Annotated in this window: 30 protein-coding genes, 4 tRNA genes and 1 pseudogene; 26 read left to right on the top strand and 9 right to left on the bottom strand. The window is 41.0% G+C overall.

The window, feature by feature from the left end; translation table 11 throughout:
- The first annotated feature begins 115 nt into the window (after positions 1-115).
- Genes Q0380_RS05285 through Q0380_RS05260 form a run of 6 tightly spaced genes read left to right on the top strand, consistent with a single transcriptional unit; the run spans position 116 to position 4259 of the window.
- On the top strand, positions 116-865 hold the full coding sequence (locus tag Q0380_RS05285; protein ID WP_298961027.1) for a DUF4198 domain-containing protein: 750 nt from the start codon (positions 116-118) through the stop codon (positions 863-865).
- Between the two features lie 12 nt (positions 866-877).
- A complete protein-coding gene (locus Q0380_RS05280; RefSeq protein WP_298961022.1) occupies positions 878-1633 on the top strand; it encodes a hypothetical protein in 756 nt (251 codons plus the stop codon).
- Entirely contained in the window at positions 1623-2222 is a 600-nt protein-coding gene (cbiM, locus tag Q0380_RS05275) for a cobalt transporter CbiM (protein WP_298961019.1), read from the top strand. The genes Q0380_RS05280 and cbiM overlap by 11 nt, the downstream gene beginning before the upstream one ends.
- Complete coding sequence (locus tag Q0380_RS05270) at positions 2219-2842, top strand: hypothetical protein (protein ID WP_298961016.1); 624 nt, start codon at positions 2219-2221, stop codon at positions 2840-2842. The genes cbiM and Q0380_RS05270 overlap by 4 nt, the downstream gene beginning before the upstream one ends.
- Positions 2839-3486 carry an energy-coupling factor transporter transmembrane component T gene (locus Q0380_RS05265; protein WP_298961013.1) on the top strand — a complete coding sequence of 216 codons (648 nt, stop codon included), beginning with the start codon at positions 2839-2841 and terminating at the stop codon, positions 3484-3486. Before Q0380_RS05270 ends, Q0380_RS05265 begins: the two co-directional genes overlap by 4 nt.
- A complete protein-coding gene (locus Q0380_RS05260; RefSeq protein ID WP_298961010.1) occupies positions 3483-4259 on the top strand; it encodes an ABC transporter ATP-binding protein in 777 nt (258 codons plus the stop codon). The genes Q0380_RS05265 and Q0380_RS05260 overlap by 4 nt, the downstream gene beginning before the upstream one ends.
- Positions 4260-4314: 55 nt before the next feature.
- On the opposite strand, the gene Q0380_RS05255 is transcribed toward Q0380_RS05260, so the two are convergent.
- The 5 genes and pseudogenes from Q0380_RS05255 to Q0380_RS05235 form a co-directional block, all read right to left on the bottom strand.
- Positions 4315-4391, bottom strand: a tRNA-Glu gene (locus tag Q0380_RS05255).
- 159 nt (positions 4392-4550) lie between these two features.
- Positions 4551-4988 (bottom strand): PH domain-containing protein, encoded by a 438-nt coding sequence (locus tag Q0380_RS05250; RefSeq protein WP_298961009.1) that lies wholly within the window; start codon positions 4986-4988, stop codon positions 4551-4553.
- Between the two features lie 508 nt (positions 4989-5496).
- Positions 5497-6243: a hypothetical protein gene (locus tag Q0380_RS05245; protein ID WP_298961440.1), complete on the bottom strand. Its 747-nt coding sequence runs from the start codon at positions 6241-6243 to the stop codon at positions 5497-5499.
- A pseudogene (locus tag Q0380_RS05240) lies at positions 6229-6651 on the bottom strand (3-deoxy-8-phosphooctulonate synthase); the annotation flags it as partial. The gene Q0380_RS05245 and the pseudogene Q0380_RS05240, both read right to left, overlap by 15 nt.
- A 51-nt stretch (positions 6652-6702) precedes the next feature.
- The gene (locus Q0380_RS05235; RefSeq protein WP_298961006.1) at positions 6703-7290 is read right to left on the bottom strand and encodes a transglycosylase SLT domain-containing protein; all 588 of its coding nucleotides are present in this window, start codon (positions 7288-7290) and stop codon (positions 6703-6705) included.
- Between the two features lie 128 nt (positions 7291-7418).
- Here Q0380_RS05235 and Q0380_RS05230 point away from each other — a divergent pair.
- The 20 genes from Q0380_RS05230 (at position 7419) to Q0380_RS05135 (ending at position 18971) form a co-directional block, all read left to right on the top strand.
- Positions 7419-7494: transfer RNA gene (locus tag Q0380_RS05230), tRNA-Val, on the top strand.
- 60 nt (positions 7495-7554) lie between these two features.
- Positions 7555-7631 (top strand) — tRNA-Asp (locus Q0380_RS05225).
- 12 nt (positions 7632-7643) lie between these two features.
- Positions 7644-7719: transfer RNA gene (locus Q0380_RS05220), tRNA-Lys, on the top strand.
- A gap of 238 nt (positions 7720-7957) precedes the next feature.
- The gene (locus Q0380_RS05215; RefSeq protein ID WP_298961005.1) at positions 7958-9184 is read left to right on the top strand and encodes a tyrosine-type recombinase/integrase; all 1227 of its coding nucleotides are present in this window, start codon (positions 7958-7960) and stop codon (positions 9182-9184) included.
- 1978 nt (positions 9185-11162) lie between these two features.
- Positions 11163-11624 carry a hypothetical protein gene (locus Q0380_RS05210; protein ID WP_298961003.1) on the top strand — a complete coding sequence of 154 codons (462 nt, stop codon included), beginning with the start codon at positions 11163-11165 and terminating at the stop codon, positions 11622-11624.
- A gap of 8 nt (positions 11625-11632) precedes the next feature.
- Positions 11633-11968 carry a hypothetical protein gene (locus tag Q0380_RS05205; protein WP_298961000.1) on the top strand — a complete coding sequence of 112 codons (336 nt, stop codon included), beginning with the start codon at positions 11633-11635 and terminating at the stop codon, positions 11966-11968.
- Positions 11969-12042: 74 nt separating this feature from the next.
- Positions 12043-12429 carry an Imm41 family immunity protein gene (locus Q0380_RS05200; RefSeq protein WP_298960998.1) on the top strand — a complete coding sequence of 129 codons (387 nt, stop codon included), beginning with the start codon at positions 12043-12045 and terminating at the stop codon, positions 12427-12429.
- 4 nt (positions 12430-12433) lie between these two features.
- Entirely contained in the window at positions 12434-12829 is a 396-nt protein-coding gene (locus Q0380_RS05195; protein ID WP_298960996.1) for an Imm41 family immunity protein, read from the top strand.
- A 68-nt stretch (positions 12830-12897) separates the two neighbouring features.
- The gene (locus Q0380_RS05190; protein WP_298960993.1) at positions 12898-14061 is read left to right on the top strand and encodes a hypothetical protein; all 1164 of its coding nucleotides are present in this window, start codon (positions 12898-12900) and stop codon (positions 14059-14061) included.
- Between the two features lie 66 nt (positions 14062-14127).
- Positions 14128-14469, top strand: coding sequence for a hypothetical protein (locus Q0380_RS05185; RefSeq protein WP_298960990.1), 342 nt, complete (start codon positions 14128-14130; stop codon positions 14467-14469).
- A 33-nt stretch (positions 14470-14502) separates the two neighbouring features.
- Positions 14503-14898, top strand: coding sequence for a phytanoyl-CoA dioxygenase (locus Q0380_RS05180; protein WP_298960987.1), 396 nt, complete (start codon positions 14503-14505; stop codon positions 14896-14898).
- A gap of 24 nt (positions 14899-14922) precedes the next feature.
- A complete protein-coding gene (locus tag Q0380_RS05175; protein WP_298960986.1) occupies positions 14923-15261 on the top strand; it encodes a hypothetical protein in 339 nt (112 codons plus the stop codon).
- Between the two features lie 32 nt (positions 15262-15293).
- Positions 15294-15905 (top strand): hypothetical protein, encoded by a 612-nt coding sequence (locus tag Q0380_RS05170; RefSeq protein WP_298960984.1) that lies wholly within the window; start codon positions 15294-15296, stop codon positions 15903-15905.
- A 16-nt stretch (positions 15906-15921) separates the two neighbouring features.
- Positions 15922-16296, top strand: a complete 375-nt coding sequence (locus Q0380_RS05165; protein ID WP_298960981.1) for a hypothetical protein — start codon at positions 15922-15924, stop codon at positions 16294-16296.
- A gap of 25 nt (positions 16297-16321) precedes the next feature.
- Positions 16322-16882 carry a hypothetical protein gene (locus Q0380_RS05160; RefSeq protein WP_298960978.1) on the top strand — a complete coding sequence of 187 codons (561 nt, stop codon included), beginning with the start codon at positions 16322-16324 and terminating at the stop codon, positions 16880-16882.
- A 92-nt stretch (positions 16883-16974) separates the two neighbouring features.
- Positions 16975-17454, top strand: coding sequence for a hypothetical protein (locus tag Q0380_RS05155; protein WP_298960975.1), 480 nt, complete (start codon positions 16975-16977; stop codon positions 17452-17454).
- A gap of 46 nt (positions 17455-17500) precedes the next feature.
- The gene (locus Q0380_RS05150; protein WP_298960973.1) at positions 17501-17773 is read left to right on the top strand and encodes a hypothetical protein; all 273 of its coding nucleotides are present in this window, start codon (positions 17501-17503) and stop codon (positions 17771-17773) included.
- Entirely contained in the window at positions 17766-18068 is a 303-nt protein-coding gene (locus Q0380_RS05145) for a colicin immunity domain-containing protein (RefSeq protein ID WP_298960970.1), read from the top strand. Before Q0380_RS05150 ends, Q0380_RS05145 begins: the two co-directional genes overlap by 8 nt.
- Before the next feature lie 92 nt (positions 18069-18160).
- Positions 18161-18589, top strand: a complete 429-nt coding sequence (locus Q0380_RS05140; protein ID WP_298960968.1) for a hypothetical protein — start codon at positions 18161-18163, stop codon at positions 18587-18589.
- Positions 18579-18971, top strand: a complete 393-nt coding sequence (locus Q0380_RS05135) for a phytanoyl-CoA dioxygenase (RefSeq protein WP_297963224.1) — start codon at positions 18579-18581, stop codon at positions 18969-18971. The genes Q0380_RS05140 and Q0380_RS05135 overlap by 11 nt, the downstream gene beginning before the upstream one ends.
- Before the next feature lie 262 nt (positions 18972-19233).
- Here the strand turns inward: Q0380_RS05135 and Q0380_RS05130 are convergent, their stop codons facing one another.
- From Q0380_RS05130 to Q0380_RS05115, 4 genes are all read right to left on the bottom strand, one after another.
- The gene (locus Q0380_RS05130; protein ID WP_298960966.1) at positions 19234-20037 is read right to left on the bottom strand and encodes a hypothetical protein; all 804 of its coding nucleotides are present in this window, start codon (positions 20035-20037) and stop codon (positions 19234-19236) included.
- A gap of 15 nt (positions 20038-20052) precedes the next feature.
- On the bottom strand, positions 20053-20817 hold the full coding sequence (locus tag Q0380_RS05125) for a GNAT family N-acetyltransferase (RefSeq protein ID WP_298960963.1): 765 nt from the start codon (positions 20815-20817) through the stop codon (positions 20053-20055).
- Between the two features lie 173 nt (positions 20818-20990).
- Complete coding sequence (locus Q0380_RS05120) at positions 20991-21281, bottom strand: YciI family protein (RefSeq protein ID WP_298960960.1); 291 nt, start codon at positions 21279-21281, stop codon at positions 20991-20993.
- 79 nt (positions 21282-21360) lie between these two features.
- Positions 21361-22614: a ComEC/Rec2 family competence protein gene (locus tag Q0380_RS05115; protein ID WP_298960958.1), complete on the bottom strand. Its 1254-nt coding sequence runs from the start codon at positions 22612-22614 to the stop codon at positions 21361-21363.
- Positions 22615-22662 lie beyond the last annotated feature (48 nt).

Here is a 22662-nt window from a genome sequence, read left to right as displayed (position 1 = left end):
ATTGCGACATTTTAACCAAAGTTTGCTTTAAATACTCAAAATAAACCCACATTTAAGCAATACGGATGAAAAAAAGTGATACAATTCCGTAATATTTTATTATGAAAGGTATTACATGAAGGCAAAATTTGCTTTTTTAGGAATTTTCGCGGCGAGCCTTGCATTCGCGCATTTTGGCGTTCTTACGACGGATAAAAATGTCGTAGAGGATCAAAAAGATGCTACTTTAAAGCTAAATTTGGAATTCTCCCATCCGTTTTTACAGGAGTCTATGAATCTACAAAAGCCCACAGAATTCGGCGTTTTTATTGACGGCGAGAAAAAATCGCTCCTAGGCAGCCTAAAAGAGCAGAAAAAGGGTGAAAATTCCTATTTCGCGGCGGAATTTAAAGCTGACAAGCCATCGCTTTTGGCGTTTTATTTCGATCCGAAACCCTATGCCGAGCCGGCCGAGCGCAAGATGATCCGCCATATCACCAAAACCTACGTCGATGCTTACGGCGCGGGCGAAGGCTGGGATAAGCCGCTCGGGCTAGAGGCGGAGATCGTGCCGCTAGTGCGGCCTTATGCGCTGTATGCGGGAGAGATATTTAGCGGAGTTTTTTTACTGCACGGAAGGCCCGTTCCGGGCGCGGACGTGGAGATCGAGCTATATAACGATAAGGGCTACAAAGCCCCTAGCGAGGCGCATGTCACGCAGGTCGTTAAAACCAACGGCGCGGGCGAGTTTAGCTTCGTGATGCCGGTTGCCGGCTGGTGGGGCTTTGCGGCTCTTAGCGAGGAGGAAGCCGCCAAAGGAAGCGAGCAGCCCGTAAATGAGCTGGGCGCCGTGCTTTGGATCAAAGCAGACGAGCTGAAAAAATAGGGGAGCGGCTCGGTGAGATCTCTTTTTTCTGGCGAAATTTGCGTCGCTGCGGATAAATTTAAATTTACGCTTTGGCAGGGCTTTGAAATTTTATTTTCGCGCGTTTTGCTTTTGGGTGTAAAATTTCCAGCGAATTCTGCGGCTGAAATTTTACGGGGTAGAATTTTGTCGTTTTGCACCCGCGCACAGTCTGCGTCTCGGGGTTTGGTTAAAACTTTACGGAGCAAAATTTCGCCGAGTAAAATTTTAAGTAACGGAGCTCTGCTGCGTGGAATTTTGCTTGGTAGGAATCCGCTCTTAGTAGCTTCGAGTCGTAAAATTTCATATCCATGGATTTACGAGCGTAAAATACCAGCACGTAAAATTTCGTTTTTTGAAATTTTGCAGGCTCTGTTTTACCGCGGGAGCGTTGCACCGAGATCGATCGGAGCCTCAAATTTTACGTCGAGAAATCTACTTGCCGCTTCCGCAAATACGGCAATTAAAAATTCTTGCGCCGTGCGAGCCGTAAAATTTATCAAATTTACCAGTTCCGTAAGCGGTTCCGAGACCGCTCCGAGTTTTGCGCTAATAGCCGCCGCAAATAGGACGCAAGCCGCGAGTTTTACAGCCGCAAATTTTGCCGCGATTAAAGCCGTAAAAGCAAGACCTGTAGTAATCAAAGCGATTATCACAAAGGTCGCAAATGCCTCAAATTTAGCTAGATCCCGCGTTTTTGCGCATCTGAAAAACGGGGGCTATTTAAAGGAGGCGAGCCGTGCACATTAGCGAAGGAGTTTTGAGCGCGCCCGTGCTGCTCGCAGGCTGGGCGGTTACGGCGCCCGCGGTAGCGGCGATTTTATGGCGCGTAAGGCAGTCTGAGATCCCTAGGATCGCATGTTTTAGCGCGCTGTTTTTCGTCGCCTCTTTCGTGCACCTGCCCGTGGGCGTCAGCTCCATGCACCTGATGCTAAGCGGGTTCGTGGGCGCGTTTTTGGGCTCGCGCGCGATCTTGGCGATTTTCGTCGCGCTTTTTTTGCAAGGGGTGTTTTTCGGCTTCGGAGGGCTTAGCGTGCTCGGCGTAAATACCGCAGTCATCGGCTTTCCAGCGGTTTTGGGCGGGCTCTTTGCCGCCGCCTCAAAAGCGCAAGAGCTAAAAGCGCGCACGCAAAAAATTTATCTATTTTTGGCGGGCTTCGTGCCGATCGTCTGCTCGATGCTGCTTCTTGATCTCGTGCTTTTCATCAGCGGGCGGGAGTTTTTTGCTATCGCGACGCTTATCTCGCTCGAAGGCGCGATTCTAGCTGTTTTGGAAGGTATTATCACTCTTTTTGCGCTTAGCTTTATTGCGAAATTTTACGGCGGACAGAGACAATGAGAGCGCTATTTTTCTTAGCGATTTTGAGCTCTTTTGCATTTTCGCATGCGCTTCATCTTTTCGCGACGCAAGAGGGCGATAGGGTAGCGATTTATAGCTATTTTTATAAAAATTCCCCTTGCATAGAGTGCGAAGTTTTAATCAGTGCGGACGGGCGTGAAATTTTGCGCACTAGGACCGATAAAGAGGGACTTGCGAGCATAAAGATTCCAGCTAAAAATTTTACTATTCAAATTTACGGGGGTGCAGGACACGGCGCGCAGATGGAATTTAGCACCGAGGACTTTGCGCTGCAGAATTCCGGTGATCCTGAAAATTCCACGCCGCAAAATTCTGAACCTCAAAATTTAGACGCCGCTAAAAATTCCGCGCCCGAAGGCAGCGCGCCCGAAAATATCGCGCCAAAAGCCAGTACGCCTGAAAATAAAATTTCAAGTGTTTCCAAACCTTTGCAAAATTCAGCCTCGCAAAGCATCTCGCCGAAAGAAAGCCCTAAGAGCGATATTAGGAGCATGGCGTTTCAAAGCCAGTCCGCCGAGGCGCCTAAAATCGCGCTTTGTTTGGCCTTGATTTTCGGCTTTTTTGGCTTAATGTGGCTAGCGAAAAGAGCGCGCAAATGAGCCCTGCCGTATCGCTGCTCGTGTTTTTCATCTTCAGCTTCGGCGTCGGACTTAGCGGGCAGCTTTATGCGGCGTTTTTTGCCCCGCCGCTACTTCTTTTTGCGCTTAAAATTTCGATTGCACGCGCGGTCTGCACAAGGCTTGCGGTATTAAATATCTTTGCTATTTTAAGCGCGTTAAGCCCCGCCATAGTCAGCAACTACGAGCTTGCGGGCGTGATATTTTTGCGCGCTAATTTGATAATGGCGTTTGCGATTTTGCTATTTTACGGCAAGGACGAATATTTTTTCGCGCGCGGATTTTACGGGCTCGGGCTCGGCGAAAAGCTAAGCTCTTTGGTGTATTGCTGTGGGCGATTCGTAAATTTTTTACGCTCGGATCTCGCGAGACTGCAAGTACTTTTGCGCATGCGCGGATTTGTAGGGACGAGCGGAATTTTCACTTATAAAATTTATGCGAATTTGATCGGGATTTTAGCGATTTCGGCACTTGAGCAAGCAAGGAATTTAAGCTTGGTGATGAGCGCGCGAGGGTTTTGCGGTAGGCTATTTTACGAACGTCGCGAGGGCTTGAGCATCTCGGAGGCGTCATTTTTGGCGTTCGTGCTGGCGTGCGTATCTATTAAAATCGGAGCTATCTTATGAGTTGCTCGCTTAAGGCGTATGGAATAAGCGCTAAAAACGGCGAGCGAGAAATTTTTCGCGGCGTAAATTTGAGCGTAGGGCATAAGGAAAAAGTAGCGATCTTGGGCGCGAACGGGCAGGGCAAGACGAGCCTGCTTCAAATTTTAGGCGGCCTAAGGCAATGGGGCGAGGGTGAGATCGAGCTTTTCAGCGAGAAGCTTGAGTGTGTGGAGGATTTTGCAAAATTTCGCCACGAGATCGGGTTTTTATTTCAAAACAGCGACGATCAATTTTTGTGCGCGAGCGTGTTTGAGGACGTCGCATTTAGCCTGCGTGCGCAAAATGAGCGGTTAAAACGAGCACGAAATGTGGAGCAAAGGCGTGGAATTTTTTCTAAATTTTTTAGTCGTAAGGCGGAAATTTTAAGGCAGGGCAGCGAAAACGATCATCTAAAAAAGCTTGAAATTTTAAGTGAAGAGCAGATCGAGCGCAAGGTGCTGGAGACGCTGTGGCGCTTGGGCATCGAACATCTGCGCGAGCGAGTGCCCTTTCATCTAAGCGGCGGCGAGAAAAAACTGGTGGCGCTTGCGGGTGCGCTGGTGTGCGAGCCTAGGATACTGCTACTGGACGAGCCTACGACGGCACTTGATGAGGCGATGCAGGAGCGCGTGGCGGGGATCTTGGCGGGGCTTGACGTAAGCGAAATCATCGTTTCGCACGATAAAAATTTCATCGATAAAATCGCGGATAAAATCTATTATTTAAAATCTAACGGGCTATATGAAAGCCCATGATAAAATCATAGATAAATTTATCGTTTAAAATCAAGAGGCTTGTACAAGTCCATAATGGCGACCCTTGCGGGATTTGAACCACGCGTTTTCGCACTGAGAATGCAACGTCCTGAGCCACTAGACGAAAAGGTCAAGAAACCGCATTATAGCGACAAAAACAAAATTTTAGATAAAATGCCGGCGGCGGTGCAAGCGCAAATCGCTTATAAATTTAAAAGCCGGCGCGGCATAGAGTAAAATTTGCAACGTAAAATTTTATGATTTGGCTGAAATTTTATATATGAAAAAAGTCTAGCCGATCTTTTCCATCGCCTTGTTTTTAAACGCTACGGGATTAGCGATAAATTGGAAACTAACCGCAGTGCCGCCGGTACCTCGCACCACTATGGTGCCGAATTTTAAAATTCGTCCCAAGATACTCTGCATTACGGATATGCTTTCGATTTTTTCATATTTCAGTTCCACCGTTTCACGACTAATAAGACCCTTTTTGCCGATTATACGCTGATTTGTGATAGCGAGCTCGTTTGTTTTTAAAACAATAAACCCGTGAATTAGCGCCGCTATAAAACCGCCAAAGCATATGAATGAAAGTCTATCGTCTTTATTTATGATTCCAACTATCGCGGGAATTAATATGATGATAGCGGAGATAAAAACCGCCCGGTGAATTTTGGCTTTAGCAATCACATTTTCGCCATTTAGAAGGTTAGACTCTACGTAACCCATAAATATCCTTTAAAAGAATTTTAGGCTTGAATTATATCCCCGCCCCATTAATCTCGACTTAAATTTTATGCGGCAGCGGCTTGTGCAATGGCGGATTGGACGATTGGGATTTGCGCGTAAATTTACATTAAATTTTACGCGGGCGGCTGCGAAATTCAGCGCAAAATTTATAGCAAAATTCTGCGAACGAGGCTTTTAAAATTTTAAATTTAGCGGCGCGAAACTGCTCCGCTCGCGGCCTGGCGATCGCCCTGTGCCGCATAAATTTTATCAAAGCCCTAAGGCTTAATGAAGCTTGCGGGGTAAATTTATAAATGCGCTAAATTTTATAGCCGTGCAATACGTTTTAAATTTTTAGCGCTCGATATGCAAACTCGCTGCGCTTGAAGCACGCCCTTGCATATAGAATTTATTAGCGCAAAGTACGAAAATCGGCTAGCGTGCGCAACGAAGCGAAATTAAAATTTAAACTTGATAGCCTAAATTTGAAATTTTACAGCCGCTCGCTCTAAAATCCGAGCGCTTTTTGAATTGCGAGCGTCTGCGCTACGACGCGCTCTAGCTGCTGCAAATTTAGCATATTCGGTCCATCAGAAAGCGCGTGGGCGGGATCTGGGTGCGTTTCGTAAAAAAAGCCGTCCACGCCCACGGCCGCCGCCGCTCGTGCAAGGTACGGCACGAAGCGCGAGTCGCCGCCGCTCGTAGCGCCGATACTAGGCATCTGCACGCTGTGCGTAGCGTCGAAAATGACCGGCGCAAACTCGCGCATAATCGGCAGCGAGCGCATATCGACGATCAAATTTCCGTAGCCGAAGGTGCTGCCACGCTCGGTGAGCCAAACGCCGTGGCGGCGTGCCAGATCGTGCATCTCTTCGCCGCTTGGCTGTGGGGCATTTTGTGCAGCACTTATCGAGCTGTCTTGCGCGTTGCAAGTATGAGATAAGTTTGGCTGCGGCGTGTTTTGCGCTTCGTTATCGCTTTGCGCGGCACAAGGTGTCGCCGTACCTTTAGCAGCATTTTCGGCACCACTTTTAGTGCCGCAAGTATGAATAAAATTTTGTGCGCCCGACTGTGCGCCGCAAGAATTTTGCGCGTCTAACGCCAAAGATCCGCTATCTGTACTGCTTCGAGCGTCGCTCGGCGCACCGCAAATTTTGGCATCGTCGGAGCAGGCGCTGTTTTGAGCGGCCTTTGTATCGCTAGATGCCGCGCCGCTTTGCGGAGTATAAGCCCGTGCGCTGCGGGTTTGCAGCACCTTTTCGACGCTGTGTTTCATCACCTGTGGCGATAAAAACTGACCTTTTTTGATGTTTACTACCGCTTGCGTGCTGGCTGCAGCGACGAGTAGGTCGGTTTGGCGGCACAAAAACGCAGGTATTTGCAACACGTCGGCGACGCGCGCGGCGGGCTCTGCTTGGTAGCTTTCGTGGATGTCGGTTAAAATTTTATAGCCGAACTTTTCCTTTACTTCGGCTAAAATTTCACAGCCGCGCTCAAGCCCCGGGCCGCGGAAGCTTGAGATGCTGGTGCGGTTGGCTTTATCGAAGCTACTTTTGAAGTAAAATTCCACCCCGCTTATTTCGTTAAATTTGCGCAAACTTTCCGCGACTTGCATTATCAGCTCGCGGCTTTCGATCACGCAGGGTCCTGCGATCAGTATCATGAAGTATCCTTTTTTAAAATTTGCGTGATTTTAGCGAAATTTTACTAACTCTTAATAGGGCTTGCCGAAAAATTTTTCGTAATGCTCGTAAAAGCGCTTGTAGTAGGGGTTTGAGTAGCGCTTGCGCATGCCGTAGTTGTAGCACTCGATCGTATCTTTGATATTTTTGTCTTTAGCGTTCCAGCATTTGCGTAGGATTTTGGCGCATTTGGTGAGGTTATACATCGGGTTGAATATATAATCTATCTCATTTTGGCTGAAATTTACGGCGTTTAGCTGCCCGAGTCCTACGTCAATGCTAAATCCGTCCTCATACAGGTACTTGGCGATCTGTACTGCGTAAATTTCGTTTGCCGGTATTATCGTAACGACCCATTTGCTGGAATTTAGGCTGTAGTTGCTCGTTTTGATCTGCACGTTTTGATTGCGCAGGCCGGCGAAATAATCGGCGTTTGCTTTGTTCGTCAAAAACGAAATCGTAAAGGGCTCGAAGTCGCTTTCGATTTTGACGATGGTGTAGAGGATCTCGGGCTTTACGCCTTCGTTTTGCGCTACTGCGGCGATGGCGTTTACGATCTCGTTCGGCGAGTAAGCGGGGGCTTGAAGCGCTAAAAACAGGGCGAAAACCAACTTTTTCATCTAAATTTACCGAGCCTTTGATAAAATTTTATGTCGCAAGTATAGCACAATTTCAGTCTTTTCATCATTGTTTAAGTGAAAATTAATCGTATTGGATATATAATCACATTTCTTTTTTAAACCCAAACGGTCGCTTAGCTCAGCTGGTAGAGCGCCACCCTTACAAGGTGGATGTCGCAGGTTCGATCCCTACAGCGACCACCATTTTGAAATCCTTGGATTTCATACTTCTTTAGCACTTGCGCTGCGAGTGTGATTTTTGGTGCGACGGTAGTTCAGCTGGTTAGAATGCCGCCCTGTCACGGCGGAGGTCGTGGGTTCGAGCCCCATTCGTCGCGCCACTTTCTTACGATGTCTTGCTAGCTCAGTCGGTAGAGCATCTCACTTTTAATGAGGGGGTCGTTGGTTCGAATCCAACGCAGGACACCATCTATCAAATTTCCCCCCTATTTTTAGTTTTTTGATTTTTTTAAAAGCCCTGTTTTACGGCTTTTTCAAATTTTTTCAAAAAAATTTCAAATGTTAAAAACGCTAGATTATACAGGCGGTTTAAGAGAAACTACTATATATTAAAAAATGTATAGTAGCTCTTAAGCTTGCTAAGCTCTTTGGAAACTTTTATAATTTGTCCTATGAAACTATATGAAATTTTAAAGGATAAGTGGTTATGAAAGTTTTTTCTAAAATTAAAGACGATCCGGCTTTTAAAACGGATCCCGATAAAGTCATCAGAAATTTCTCCCTGCCTCATCGCAAAAACACTATGGTGGAAATGATCGATGAGCATATAGCAGTTAGATTTTACCGCTCATCTACTAAAAAGGGAGAGCAAACAATCCATAGGCACTATCACTATTGCATAGGCGGCAAGCTGATTAAGTCTTTAGGTAATGTAGATGAGATAAGCCTAAGCGAGGCCAAAGAAACTCTTAAAGGTTTAATGATAGATGATTCTGCTAAGCTGACTCCTGCTAAAAATACTCTGGCAAGCGTTTATAGACAGTTTCGCAGACATAACGGCAATGTTGCATTAGCAACCTCTAAAAGACGAGATATGAGCTTTAAAGCTTTAAGGGATATTTGTGACAAAGATATAAACAAGATAAGCAAAAAGGATATTATGCCGATACTGGATTATTATTACGATAATGAAAAATACGCTTCCTTAGAAATTTTATTCAAACTCATTAAAAGACTATTCAGATATGCTCGCATAAGAGATATTTCCAAAAATCCATTATTTGCAGAAGAGGTGTTTAAGGACTTTTATAATATACCTCGCCATAGCGAATACCCATATATAAAAGATGACTTGGATTTAACCGTACTTATTAAATTTATCATGAACTATCCTCATCAAATAGGTGTTAAGAATGCTTTGATCTTTGGACTGCTTACGGGGCTAAGAAGCTCAAATGTAAGAAATTTAACCCATGAGCATTTAAAAGTGGGCGATGATGGAGAATACTACTTACTATTCCCGCAAGATGAGAATAAGGTAAAAAGCAATGGAGATGAACATCTTGGACTTCCTAGAGAAGTAGGGCAATGGCTGCAAAGGTTACACGCTCATAATAGCAGCTGCTTGCTATGCTTTGCCAATACGCAAGGAGAGGTACTAAGCGATATGACTCTAGTTAAAGCGCTTAAAACCTATGCTCCCGTAATAGCTAAGAATAGACTAGTTTTTCACTCTTTTAGAAAGATACTAGAAACCTTTGCATATGAAAAAATACATGAGAACAAGCTGGATCCTTATAGCATTGAACGTACCCTTTTTCATGCACAAAGAGAGATACAAAAGATTTATAACAAAGCTACGAACGTTGAGAATACTCGTAGGGTTCTAACATGGTGGCTAGGTTATTTAAAGGGGCTGGGGTTTAAATTTTAAGGGGAGAGAGGGGGAGGGCTAAAGGTATTATTCCTACTATGGATAGCGTCCTTGAGTCTATATGCTTATGTACTTTAGAAATTTCCGGATAAGCGGAAAAACAGTAAGATAGAGAGTTAAAGCAAATCTATCCGCAGTTTGTCATTCTACAGCTTACCGTAATTGGGGTATGAGCCGCCTTATCCTCTTAAAAAAGCACTTACTTTCCCTCCCTTCTCGTATATTACTTCATCACTACTCCTTTCCTAAGCGCTCGCCCTAATTTTAAGTGCATTGCCTCCTTTTGAGCACTCGTCTTCTTTCTTTTGATACTGAAGGTAAGTGCTTGCGAGGATAGGGCCACGATAGATTATATAAATTCTGAAGCATTCCCATTCTTTTTTGGCCTTATGCTTTTTACTAGGAATTTCTTGCATATTGCATATTAGCTTTCATATCTTTTAATGCTCGGTTTACCAGGTTGCCTCATTGCCTTTAGACCCAAGTTTATTAAAATAACCTCCGTCTTTTAAAAACAACTCACACCATTTTTTTTCTTTTTCAGCTATATTGTTTTCATAAGGTATTTTTGAAATATCTTATAACGTTTTTACTAAGGAGAAAGAATGTTTTATATGTTAAAAAGCCTTTAGGCTTTTGAAGTAGCCTTTAAAGTTTATATATTATGGTTTTTCGATGGGTTACGTTATCGGTAATGTTTTTATTGATAAGCTTAAACGCTTATCAAGCATTCTTAATCTTTAGTTCCCCGCTGGCGGTTTGGGGTAATAAGAAAAATCGCAGAGGTGCGTTATAGCTTCGCACATTAATCTAAAAAGCTTCTGTTTTAACTAAATTCTAAAGATGTAACGTCTTTTTGCCCCTAGAGTTTTTTCCCTAGATAGCCTTCTTCTTCGTTTTATTTATTGCCTAAGTGCATTAAATTTGAAAAAGGGGGGCTATCTGAAAAGCCGCGTGGAGGTAGCGCCTCCGTTAAAGGTTACGGGGCTTGCCTCGCTCGTCGCTAGCGGAGCATTTGCTCGTCTGCTACCGCCGTTGCGATTATTCCTTGTAGGGATATTATATTGCATAGGCGGAATTTTATATATCTAGTGGATAGAATAAATTTTTTATTTCTTTTAGGAGTATTTTTTGCCTAGTACTATATTATAAATAGTATTTGATCTTAATATATTTTTATCGCTTGCGGGGATATTATTTACCAAAGTAGCTCTTTTATCATAGATAGAGCAACCTCTTAGCCTATCCATTTTAAGGATATTTTTTATGTGTAGCCTTGCTTTTGATATTTTGGGCTTTGCTCTAATAGAATGCTTGAGTATCTAAAGGATATTGAAGATATTTAGGTATGAAGTATTAAGGGTGGCAACCCATCATTTTTTAAACACTCTCCCATATTTTAAAAGCCTTTGGCTATCTTAATACTATATAAGAAAATAGCATGGCCTCCTTTATACTTTTAAAGAAGCCTCTAAGCCTTTAGACTTTTTATCTGCAAATGAAAGTAAAAGAAGAGATTAATAAATTTGAGCTAAGAAGCTTTTAAGATCTTTCTAATATAATCCCCTTGTTCATAAGGACGAAGAAGGCTTTAAGCTTTTATCTGTTTTTATTTGTTCTCTGCCTTAAAGAACAAACATCTTACAGATAGGCGCTTAAGGCATTTAGTGAAAATGTATTAATCAACATCTTTAAGATTTTAAACCTTGAGCTGCTATAAGGCTTAAGCTAAATTTCTTAAGGTTTGAAACTTCTTAACTCATTTTTGCTTATTATTTAAAGTTTCCTTAAGAGACGACAAATATTTTTATATAGTTTTTTAAAAGACTATATACTGATATTCTGTAATCGAGTGTTCGGGGGAATTCTGAGGGTTGTAAAAATTCAACGCAGGACACCACTTTTATTACTAATTAAATCGCAAATTCTATGATTGATCGGTTATATCTAAAAAACCAAAAATAAGTAAGGATATAAAATGAAATTTTTTCTCATCATAATTAGTATATTTCTTTATATTTATATTATTCTTTCGGTGCTAAGTTTTTCACCTTGTGATATTAACGATATGTTGAGGCAAAACTACAATCGTATGGAGCAAAAATGCAGATTAAAATTGATACGACGGGCTAATAATGGCAACAGCGGGGGGCATAGGCGACTTTTTTATTTTTATGAGCGATATTTTTTAGATAGATATTGTGTAGATAAAAAGGCGCAGCAAGAATTAGACAAAGAAGAGCTAAATTTTATTAAAAAATTTCATTCTGGAAATTTAGATCTATGCACAAATAACGACTTTATAGTTGGTTTATTAAAAAAGTGCGTTTTGAGGGAGGGAAATTTCACATTGTGTACCGAGCGGATCGGAAAGGAAAAAGAGATTAACATGGATGAAGTCATACATCTATATTACACGGATAAAAAACCAAAAGAATAAGAGATTTCATGAAAAATAAAATTTACTTTATTGCCGCCGCTATAATATTATTTGCGTGGATATTTTATCTATATAAAGAGCAAAGCGCTTCTTGCGATATAAAAGATCTTTTTATGGGCAATTCTGAAATAACAAAAGAGTGCAGAATTGCTATAATAAAGCAATTTGAAAAGAACGGTAACCCGCGCGCATATAAAAGGCTGAGTTTGGTTTATGGAAAAATTTTAAGCGAAAAACCGACAGAAGAGGTTTTAGATGAGCTAGATCAAGAAGAGATAGAATTTTTGAAAAAATTGTATACTGATTCAAAAATTTTATCTAAAGAGTTGCCAAGCAGAAAATAATCAATTTTATAAATATAAATTTGTCATAAAGATGGCTAAATGTTTAATAAAGAATGAAAAAAGGACGGTGATTAATGTATTTAAAGCTTTTATACCAAAATTCAACGAATTCTGATAAATTCAGCATTAATTCGTTTGTCGGAAAATTTATCTATCAAAAAACTTGGTCGGATTGCGACTATTGGAAGTTGGATAAAACTTTAATGCAGATTTTGAGCTTTTATCATAACAAAACGCTTCCAAAAGAAATTTTCATCGCAATACTAGCGATATTTAATGATGTTATCGGCGTGGAGGACAAATCGGAAATTTATGTAAGCAATATATTGTGTGCGAAAAACAGCGACGGCGTAGTGCCTAGCATATATGATAGATTTGAAAGATTAAAGGTTCTGTGCAACAGCATCGTATTCAAAGAAAAGCTTGACAATAGCGGTTTTTGGTATGCTCCAAAGGATTGATGCAATGAATCTTGTAAATTTTTATAGAAATACCGCATTTGATGATAGATATGATGCAAATTCCTTTATAGGTATGATTTTGGATAATAATCTATGGTCCGATGATGAATATTGGAAATTAGAAGCTGATTTAAAAAAGATTTTGCGGCATTATAAAAACAAAGAGTTGGACCCAGAAATAATGCAAGGCATTATTTCTATCTCTAATGATATATTTCTAAACGGAAGTTGGCGCGACGTAGATATAGACGCAAAAAGCGAATGTTTTAAAACGTATAAATATCAAGAAGATACAAAGCCGAATATTTTCGATAGATTTCGCCGTATAAAAAGCTTATTATTAGTGGTTGCGTCAGGGGATGAAAATTTTTATAAAATCAAATTTTTCTATGAAAATTAATATAAATGATCTTTGCTTCGCAAATAAGGTGTATAATTTAGCAAAAGCAAAAATTACGGTGGGTAAAGATGAAAAAGTTATTAAATTTGAAAAATAGTAGTTTAAGGCTGAGCGATATAAATTTTAGCAGCTTCAGCGCTTCTAAAAACTGGATCGGTTTCTTTGAGATCGAAAGCAAGGGCTGGCTAAGCGGAGTAAATTTAGCGATAAAATTATTCGATAACTTTTTTAGAAAATATAGCGATGAAGTATTTATCGTAAGCGCTCTAATGTGTGATGATAAAGTATACAAAAAATATAAAGCAATCTCGCAGGTAAAGCCGTTATACGATAAATTTAAAGATCTTGGAATTTTGCAAGAACAAAATGAGTATTTTTCTCTAGCTAGAGATAAAGAATATCCGTTGCCCGCTATGTGCATAAGAATGGACATTCTGAAATGGGACGACATAAAAGAGCTGGCTAAATTTTTAATGTGCTATGATTATTCGATAAACGAATGGTGTTTTATAGTTTTTCCGAGTTTAAATTTAGCCGTCTATCCGCATGATAGCAAGGGTTTTGGCTGTATAGGGCTAAACGACGAGATTAAATATGGAATCAACTTTTTAAAATTTTGCGAGAAAAACAGCAAGGCAAAAGTGACGATAGATAAAAAAGAGGTTAATTTGAACAAAGCGGTTTTTCTTCTGCCTAAAAATAATGAAGAGCTATTTTCCAGAGTGCAAGAAGCAAGAGAGATAAAAAGAGGAACTTTGTATGCCGATCCGAATTTAATTAAATTTATTGCTCTTAGCGGCTCAATCAAAGATCTGAAAATATCGCAATTAAAGCAGCTATTGCGCGAAGGCCTGATCTATCTTGACACAGGAATATTTTTTATCAAGAATCTTAAAAGAGAAAGAATAGCCACAACAGAGAACATTTTAATTAATTCTTCAATATATCAAGGCTTAAGCGATTTTGAGTGGTCGATCAATGAAGTGGAGATCAAAAATCCAAATTTAAAGGAAGATGATTTTATTAAAGAATGCCTTTTATTTTTGAAATTGGTAAAGGAAAAGATCGAAAATATGGATATTGAGAACAGTAGATTTGCTTTATGTTTGGATTTCTATAATATCGATGAGCTGAGCGCAGATTTCGAGCTTTATACTTTAAGAGATAATGAAAAGATCGTAGATTTTTCAGAGGCTAAATTTAATCAAAGCTCGGTGTATGTAATTGTATGAAATTTATTTTCTCGGCATGATTAAAGTATAAAATTTATAACTATCATCCCAAAAGGAAGGCATAAAATGACATATATAAAAACGTATCCCGACGTGATGGAGATGAGCGATTTTTTTGGTTTTTACCCGGATGAAATAGATAGCGATATTGGAAAATATACGTTCGAAATAGACGGGCTAATATTTACATATTGTATAGTCGAGGGATGGGTGGAAATTACTATAAAAGCAGGCAGGGAGACAGCTGTGGAATTTACCGCCGAATGCATCGAGTCCTTAAACATCAGAAGAAATAAAGATGGCGAATTTATAGAAATAGGACAAAATTTTGCTATAGACATAATGGTGCAGATAGAACTGTATATAAGACCGAAAATTTTATTAAAATATGTGAGTTTAGAATGCTAGACGAAACCCATATCCCAATAAAAGGAAACCCAAATGCAAATTAATGGAAAAGAGATATTCTATAAAGGTGGGCTTATGTTTTATCTGTGGCGAATGGCTTCTTTGGAATATCAGGATAAATATCTTGTGCACACTACAGATGAAGATTGCGAAAATCCTAAGGAGATGGTATATTTTTTATGTGATTCCTGCGCTAATGCCCTATTGGAGGAATTTGAATTTTATTTCTTGTCATACGAAAGGGATGCACTAAGAGAGCTTAAGTCTCTTATTCTTAAAAACTTTAAGGACGATAGATCATTATACGTAGATGATTATGAATATTTGGTCTATCACAATAAATCTTGGATAGAGATCAGAGAGCTAGCCTTAAAAACAATCCAAATTTTCGGATATGATTTAGATGACTTCAACTATGACTTTGATTAGACTGGTTCGGAAATGCGGTTTTAAATGAATAAAAAGACGATTTTAACTATTTTATCGGGAATAGTTGAAGATGGCGATTATATCCCTTTATGGGAGATCGTTTGGGAATTAAATTCTATTAACGTTGCCAATTCGCTTAAAGTGGCGAAAGAAATTTTATTGTCCTTATACGAGCAAGGTTATATAAGATTGTTTAGTTCAAATTGGGGTTATGATACAGAAATGAAAGAGATACACGATAAATCTGAAATTTTAAATATTTTAAGAGATGATAAAAATTATGAGCCGGTCGGCGTAAATAGCAAATATTTTTGCGTAACAGAAACAGAGCAGGGAAGAGCTTATTATGCAAAACAAGGCTAAAATGCGCAAAACAATAATTTGGACGGTATAAAATGAGAGTAAAAGCACTTGATCTAAATTTAAATCCATACGTATATTTCTTTAGCGAAGCGGAAGATTTTAGGTTTAAGATTTTTAAAGATTTCCAAGCTGCAAGCGGGAAAAGATCGCTAGATTTTTATGAGCTCGAGGCGTTTAGCCTAATGGAAAGCACCGAAGTTTATGAAACCGACTCTATCGCCAGCACATTAATTCATAATTTTAATTTATGTGATGAGAATGTAAAAGATATTTTAATAATGCTCTTTGGGCAGTTTTATCTAAATAATTTCATAGATACCGACATAAAATATAAAACTAGCGCTAATATAAATTTAAATATAATAAAATTTGAAGAATGGAAAATTTTAAGAGAAAATTTCTTTTATAATTTAGATAAATTTATAGCCCGCTCATACGAACCTCTAAAAAATTATACTCACGCAGACTGCGCTTTTTGGGAAGAGCCTAATCGGTGGTGCCATCATAATATGTATATATTTATCACCGAATGCGGCAAAAAATATTATGATGAAATTTTAATTCCTAGCCTCTACAATAAATACGAACACATAGAGGTCGATATCGACGAAGAGGGAAATGTAACGAAGTGGTACGGGATATAAAATTTAGGAGAATAAAATGTCAATAAAAGAAAGGCTATTGAGAGAATTATGCTGCCTTGCTTCATTAAAATGCCAAGAAAAATATATGCTTAACCCCACAAAGGATAAGTATTTGTTGTGCATAGATTTAATAGAAGATTGTGAGAGCGCTTGCAAAATAGCCCTAGCGGAATCAAACAAAATTTATTTCAGTATGGAGGAACGTAAAGCGATAGCCAAAATGCTAGATAAATTTACGGAGTGTGATTCAAAATTTTGGGAGGAAGAGGCTTCTATGACAGACTATGAAGATTTTATATACCACAATAGCACCTTTTGCGGACTACGCGAATTAGCTCTAAAAACAATCCAAATTTTTGGTTATGAGCTTGATGACTTCGATTACGACTAAAAGCCTTATAAGGATAAAATAGAATATGTATAAGCAAATAAAAGAGCTGCTAGAAAAGAGCGGCATAGAATTGAGCGATGGTTTGAAAGAGGGCGAAATAGACAAAATAGAGCAAATTTATGAGTTTAAATTTCCAAAAAGCCTAAGAGATTTTTTATCATATACATTGCCCATTTCGGTAGAATTTTATAATTGGAGAGACTTTAGCGATGAAAATATAAAGGAGATAAAGCAGGCCATGAACTACGTCTTTGAGTACTTAAAAAACGATCCTATTGATGAAATTTTTCCAAATGAGAGCTATTGGAATACGCAAAAATGGGGTCCGATGCCCGAAGACAAATCTCGCAAGCGAGCCATTATACTAGAGGCAGCCAAAATCGCGCCTAAGATTATACCCGTATATTCCCATAGATATATGCCGTGTCTTAAATTACCGGATCCACCGGTCTTATCTATACACTATACCGATGTCATTTATTATGGGAAAAATTTATATGACTACTTTTTGAGGGAATTTAGTAAAAATCCTCTTGAGCCGATTAGAAAATGCCCGTATGTGCCTTTTTGGTCTGATTTGTACTAAAATTTAATAAAGGCGAGTTCGCGTTAATTTGCGTTTGTTTGATTTTTAGAATTTTAAGAAAATATGTGTTAGCATAGTTGGGGTGAGGAAAAATGATAGAAGTAGTGATTGACTTTGATGAGTTGCAAAAAGACAGAAGATATATTGATGAGTGGCATGATTATTGTCCCAAAGAAATAGAGCATAAGTTATACTCATATTTATCCGAAAAGCTGTCTTTACCGCTACGTATCGGCCCTGATGCATTCGCAGATTTCTTTTGGTTTCTGCGATTTAAGGAATGGAAAGACTACAAAGAGGAAGAGTGGGAGCAATATAAAGATAAAGACGAGTGGGAAAGCTATAGCGAATATATCGAGGAAAAAGAAGAAAACTCACGATACGGTTTAAAAAATAAGCAAGGCGTTCGAGACGATTTAAAGCTAATTTTCTTAAATTTTAATGCATTTAAGAAAAAATACAGCGATCTGGCTAGGCAGTTGTTAGACGTGATAAAATTTACGCTCTCGGAGACTGCCAAATACCCAGATCACGATGACTTGCTTGATATTCAAATAGAAATTAGAAGCTAGAAGATTATGAAGCGGCTACGAGAAATAAATTTAAGGAAAGAAGCGAATGAGATACAGCGATCCGATATTTTTAAATTTATTCAGTAATTACAAAGATGAATTTGCCGAAGTCGGTCGGCGCGACTTTGTAATTTATTTGGAAGAACTGGTTAAGGCTGGAGAATATGGTATAGCGCTGGAAGATTTTTTAGTTCAAATGTATGAATATGATATAAAAATTTCTTCTAACGACTTAACAATTATAAAAAATTTATGCGAAGGCGTGAATATCGGTAGTAATTTATGGTTGGTTCTAGGTATTAAAGCGGCGGGTGATTAAAATACATCCAAAAGGAGCTCATTGTGATAGAGGAATATATAAAAATAATATAGGATTTTTGCAAAATAGAATCGACGTATTTGAATTTGAAGAGATATATTGGGATAAATTTATTAATGATAAAAATTTTTCCGATGAATATTATGAGCCGCTAAACAGGCTTCTTACCGATATCGATGAATTCAAACCGGACGAAGAGTTGAGGGGTGATGATACGGTAGGTGATTCATTAAGCGAAGAGGATTTGAGGGAGTGCGCGAAAAAGGCTTTAAAACAAATTGCGCTTTTAAAATAGTAGTTTTATAAAATGATAATTTCTGCGAGAATTTTAAAAATATATTACGATATAATGCGGGCAAACTCATATCCCAATAAAAGGAAACCCAAATGCAGAAAAATAATGCACAAAAGGCTTTTATCGTCGAGCCTTTATATTGTCTTGCATCTAGAAAACATCAGATTAGATATATAGATAATTCCACTATCGATGAATATGCAACACCGGGCGAATTAGTCGAATATGTATATAATCCTCTAGAGATAGCCCAGAGACCGGAATACAAATTTCTATTTACAGAAACAGAACTAAAAGCCATAGCAGAGTATAAAGAAATGATCGATTATTTTTATAGCAAATATGACTACGATGAGATATATGATAATATGTCTGAAATTTGGAAAAAGATAATGGAGAAGTCATTAAAACTACTGAATATACTTGGTTTCACTCTTGATGATTTTTATGAGCGCGGGGATTTAAAATCCAAAACCAACGAAACCCACATCCCAATAAAAGGAAACCCAAATGCAAATTAACGGAAAAGAGATATTTGAGAAAGGTGCTCTTATGTGTCATCTAAGTCGAATGGCTTCTTTGGAATATCAGGACAAATATATCGTTCATCCCACAAAGGACTACTATGTATTGGCAGACGAAATAGTAGATTGGCTATATGATGAATGCAAGAATGCTTTATTAGGGCAATTTAGATTTTGCTTCCTGCCATACGAGAGGGATGCGCTAAGAGAACTTAAGGAGCTCATAGATAAGTACACTGAAGATGACAGTATATTAAAGGGGGAAGAAGATGGCTATTACTTGGTCTATCAGAACAAATCCTGGATAGAGATCAGAGAGCTGGCTTTAAAGACATTGCATATTTTCGGCTACGAACCATATAACTTTAATTATGATTAGCCCGGATTAGACCTAGCAGAATGAAATTTGTCGTATATATCTTTACTCTGCTGCTATGCCTAAGTGCCCGGGCTCTGCTTCGTCATATACGGCAAAATAAAACCGACTCCGCGCAAGCAAATAGTTTTATTTCGGGCGCACTTATGCTGCACCGTACCATACCGCACGCCGCAACGACGCATCTTAACGCCGCCAGGCCACGCTTCGCCGCTACGTCGCGACGCATACTATCGCTGCGCCTCAAACCCTTGCGCCGAGGCACCTAGATCATCTTTCCGACGAGTTTTTCTTTAAATTCTTTATAAATTTCAGGTCCCGCGTGTTTGTATTCGCTCGTCAGCTTATTGTGAAATTCCGCCATATCGCCGCCGCTTTCGCGGTAGAGTTTGATCGCGTTTCGCCTTACGGCGCCGTCTTTTAAGTCGCTATCGTAGGCGATGCTCGCGTATCGCGTCCGCGCGCCGTCCTTGATCTCGCGGTAGGCTTCGCAGCCTTTGGCTCTGCCGAGCTTTGCGACGCACGCGGCATAGAGGGCTTGCAGGCTCACGCACTGCGGGATCAGCGCCTCCGCCGCGGCGAGGTCTGCTTTGGCGATTTTAGAATTTGCAGCCTTTTGTTCCTGTTGCACGGCCTTCGGCTCCGCTTTTTGGGCTTTTTTCTCCGCTGCGCCGCTTGCTTTGCTTTGTTTTGCGCTCGCTCCTGCGGCGTGCGAGGCTAGACTGATCTTTTCAAATTTAGGATTTTTGCGGTAGTTTAGATTGTTAAAGAATTCTATCACGTCGTCGTAAAATTTGTCGTTGCTGACGATGCCGATCTTGCCCTCCTGCCCGCAGAGCTTGCCCATCAAAAACACGATGATCTTATCGGCGAAGTCCTTTCTTTGCTTACCGATCGTAAAAACCTCGCCTATGCTAACGCCCATCTTGGATAGGCGCGCAAGGGTCAAGGCGCCGATCTTTTTAGCGGTGTTGGAGACGATATTTAGCTCGTCGCCCTCTTTTAGATTTACGACGTCGAAGATATTATCGACGTCGATATTTTCGTCGTCTATGATAAAGTGCGTCAAAGTTTTTCCTTTAAATTAAATTTTAATGCCCGCGCCCGCGCAAATTTCATCTCTAAAGCGCGCGAAAGGCTTCATTGCGGGCTGATTTTGCAGATGCTCGCCGATCGGCTTTTGCATCCACGCCATATCGTACCAGCGGCCGAATTTATAGGCGCAGCGCTCGAATCTGCCGACGAAGCGAAAGCCCATACGCTCGTGAAATCGCACGCTAGCGTCGTTTAGATATTTGTCATCTCCGCAAGCGATGCAAGCGTTCATATCTGCGATGTTTTGAGCCTTGAGCGCGCGCTGTAGCGTCTCGTAGAGCAGCCTGCCGATACCCAGAGCGCGCACGTTTTGCGATACATAGACCGAGCTTTCCGCCGACCAATCGTATGCCGCCCGCTCTTTGAAAACCGAAGCGTAGGCGTAGCCGAGGATTTGATTCGGTTTTAAATTTGCGCCGCTTTGCTTTGCCGCGACGATTAAATTTGCGCCATTTTGTTTCGTCGCGGCGTTTGTGCGATCTCGCGCTTCGTCTGCGGGCGAAATTTCACTCTCTGCGCCCGCAGAAATTTTAAAATTTTCATCCCGTTCATCGTTTGCGCCTGCCGCCTCGTCGCTTGCGTAAGCGAGCAGATAGGGGTATCTTTGCAGCGTTTGCTCGATGCGCTCCGCAAATTCCGCGGCGCTGGGCACGTCGTATTCGAAGCTGATCGCCGTTTGTTTTACGTAAGGCGCGTAAATTTCAAGCAGCGCCTCCGCATCTTGCGGCGTTGCGAGCCGCAGTTTTACCTGCATAAAATCTCCTTTAAATTTAGCCGTTTTGTATAATTTCGGTTTTAAGCTTATCTAAATTTACCGCCGCGACCGGCTTTTAAATTTAGCGGGAATTTTATCTCGCGCGCAAAACGGCTAAATTTCAGAGGGGTGTTTGAGCGCGTAAATTTTAAAATTTAACCCGCGCAAGCCCTCTATTCGCCGAAAAGTCGCCAAAACTCGGGCGCAAATTTCGTCGGCGCAAATTCTATGATCTCGTATTTTGCGACGCCGTTTTGAAAGAACGGATCTTGCGCGATGATCTCATCAAGATCCGCGCGGTCTTTGGCGTTGATTAAGATGATGCCGCCCGTGCGAGGGACTTTGCGCCCAGAGCAGATAAATTTATCCGCCGCATAAAATCGGTCTAAAAACGCGTTGTGCTCGTTGATAAAGCGATCGATTTCGCTAATTTCTTTAACGTAAGTGAGGTTTGCAATAAACATTTTGATCCTTTGTGAGATTTGAAGCGCGATTTTAGCATAAAATTCCAACGGATAAAATTCCTGCTGGAATTTTCGCGCGCTACGTTATAAAAAATATCGGCGAAATTCCGATTATCGCGCAGCCAAGCGCTGCGTAGCGAAGCTTTATCGCAGCGAGCGCGCAGATGTTTGCGAGCGCGAAAAGAAGCGGCGGAATTTGCGCTTGAAAGCTCGGCAAAGTAAAATTTAAAAACGCAAGCAGCGGCGTATCGAGCGCGCCGCCGAATCCGAATAGATGCAAAAAGATGCTTAGCGGATAAAAGATCACGAAAACGTATCCCAGCGGCATTACGCTAAGCTGCTGCAAGCTCGCGGTCGGGAAGAAATAATAGACCGCTACGTTCATGCTGAGCCAAACGTAGAGGTTAAAAAGTACGACGTTCTGCCAGAGCTTAAATTTGGGCGCGAAGTGGTGCAGGTAGAGGAAAATATACAGCACGCCTAGGCAGGAGAAATAAAGTCCGATCGAAAAAGCTAAGTGCGGGAAAAACGCAAGCAGAAGCGCGATCGTTAAGAAGAGATTTGCAAATTTCACGACGTAGAAATTTCGCATCGCGAGGAAAAACCCCACGCAGCACATCGCAAGCGAGCGCAGAAAGCTCGGCGTAAAATCAAGCACGAAGAGATATCCGCTCATCAGCACGATCACGAATACGCTAAGATCGCGCTTAGCGCTGCGGTACGGAAAGTAGCGATCCTGAAAATAGCGGTAGATCGGCATCGCGAGCAGAAAGACCGTGCTAAAGATAATGCCCAGGTGAAAGCCGCTGATCGAGATGATATGCGCTATGCCCCAGTTTGTCACGCTAGCGCGCAGCGGTTTTGAAATCTCGGTCGCAAAATACAGCGCGGAGTAAAGATCTGCCGTCATCTCATCTTCGTGTTGAGCGCGAATGAATTCTATAGCGCGCCATTTTGCCCCGGAGGGCGCGGTCTCGTCTCCGATTTTAAAATTTGGCGCGTAAAAGCGCTGCTTTAAAAAATCTAAAAATTTTACGTTTTTCGTCACGATGCCGATATTTATGCGCGCGAAGCGGTGAAATTCCCGCCCGAGCCCGGCAGTCGTGTAGAGGGTGAAATCCGCCGTTTTGAGCTTTAGCACCGTGTAGGTGCGGCCGCGCTCGTTCGTTTTGGCGTAGGCGTTTAAAATTTGCGCGTCGTAAAAAGCGTAGTTTTTCGCGCGAAATTCTTTGAATTCATAAAATTTCACGCCTAAGTTTATCGATAAAATTCCAAGCAAAATGAGCAGAAAGTATAAAATTTCACGTTTACGGTAAAAGAGTTGAAGCTTCACGGGCGGTATTTAAGTTCGCGCATGCGGTAGAGCTTTAAAAGTTCGCGC

This window comes from uncultured Campylobacter sp., from assembly GCF_937959485.1.
GTDB lineage: Bacteria > Campylobacterota > Campylobacteria > Campylobacterales > Campylobacteraceae > Campylobacter_B.
The sequence above is the reverse complement of the archived record's forward strand: the minus strand, read 5'-3'. Positions and strand labels throughout refer to the sequence as shown.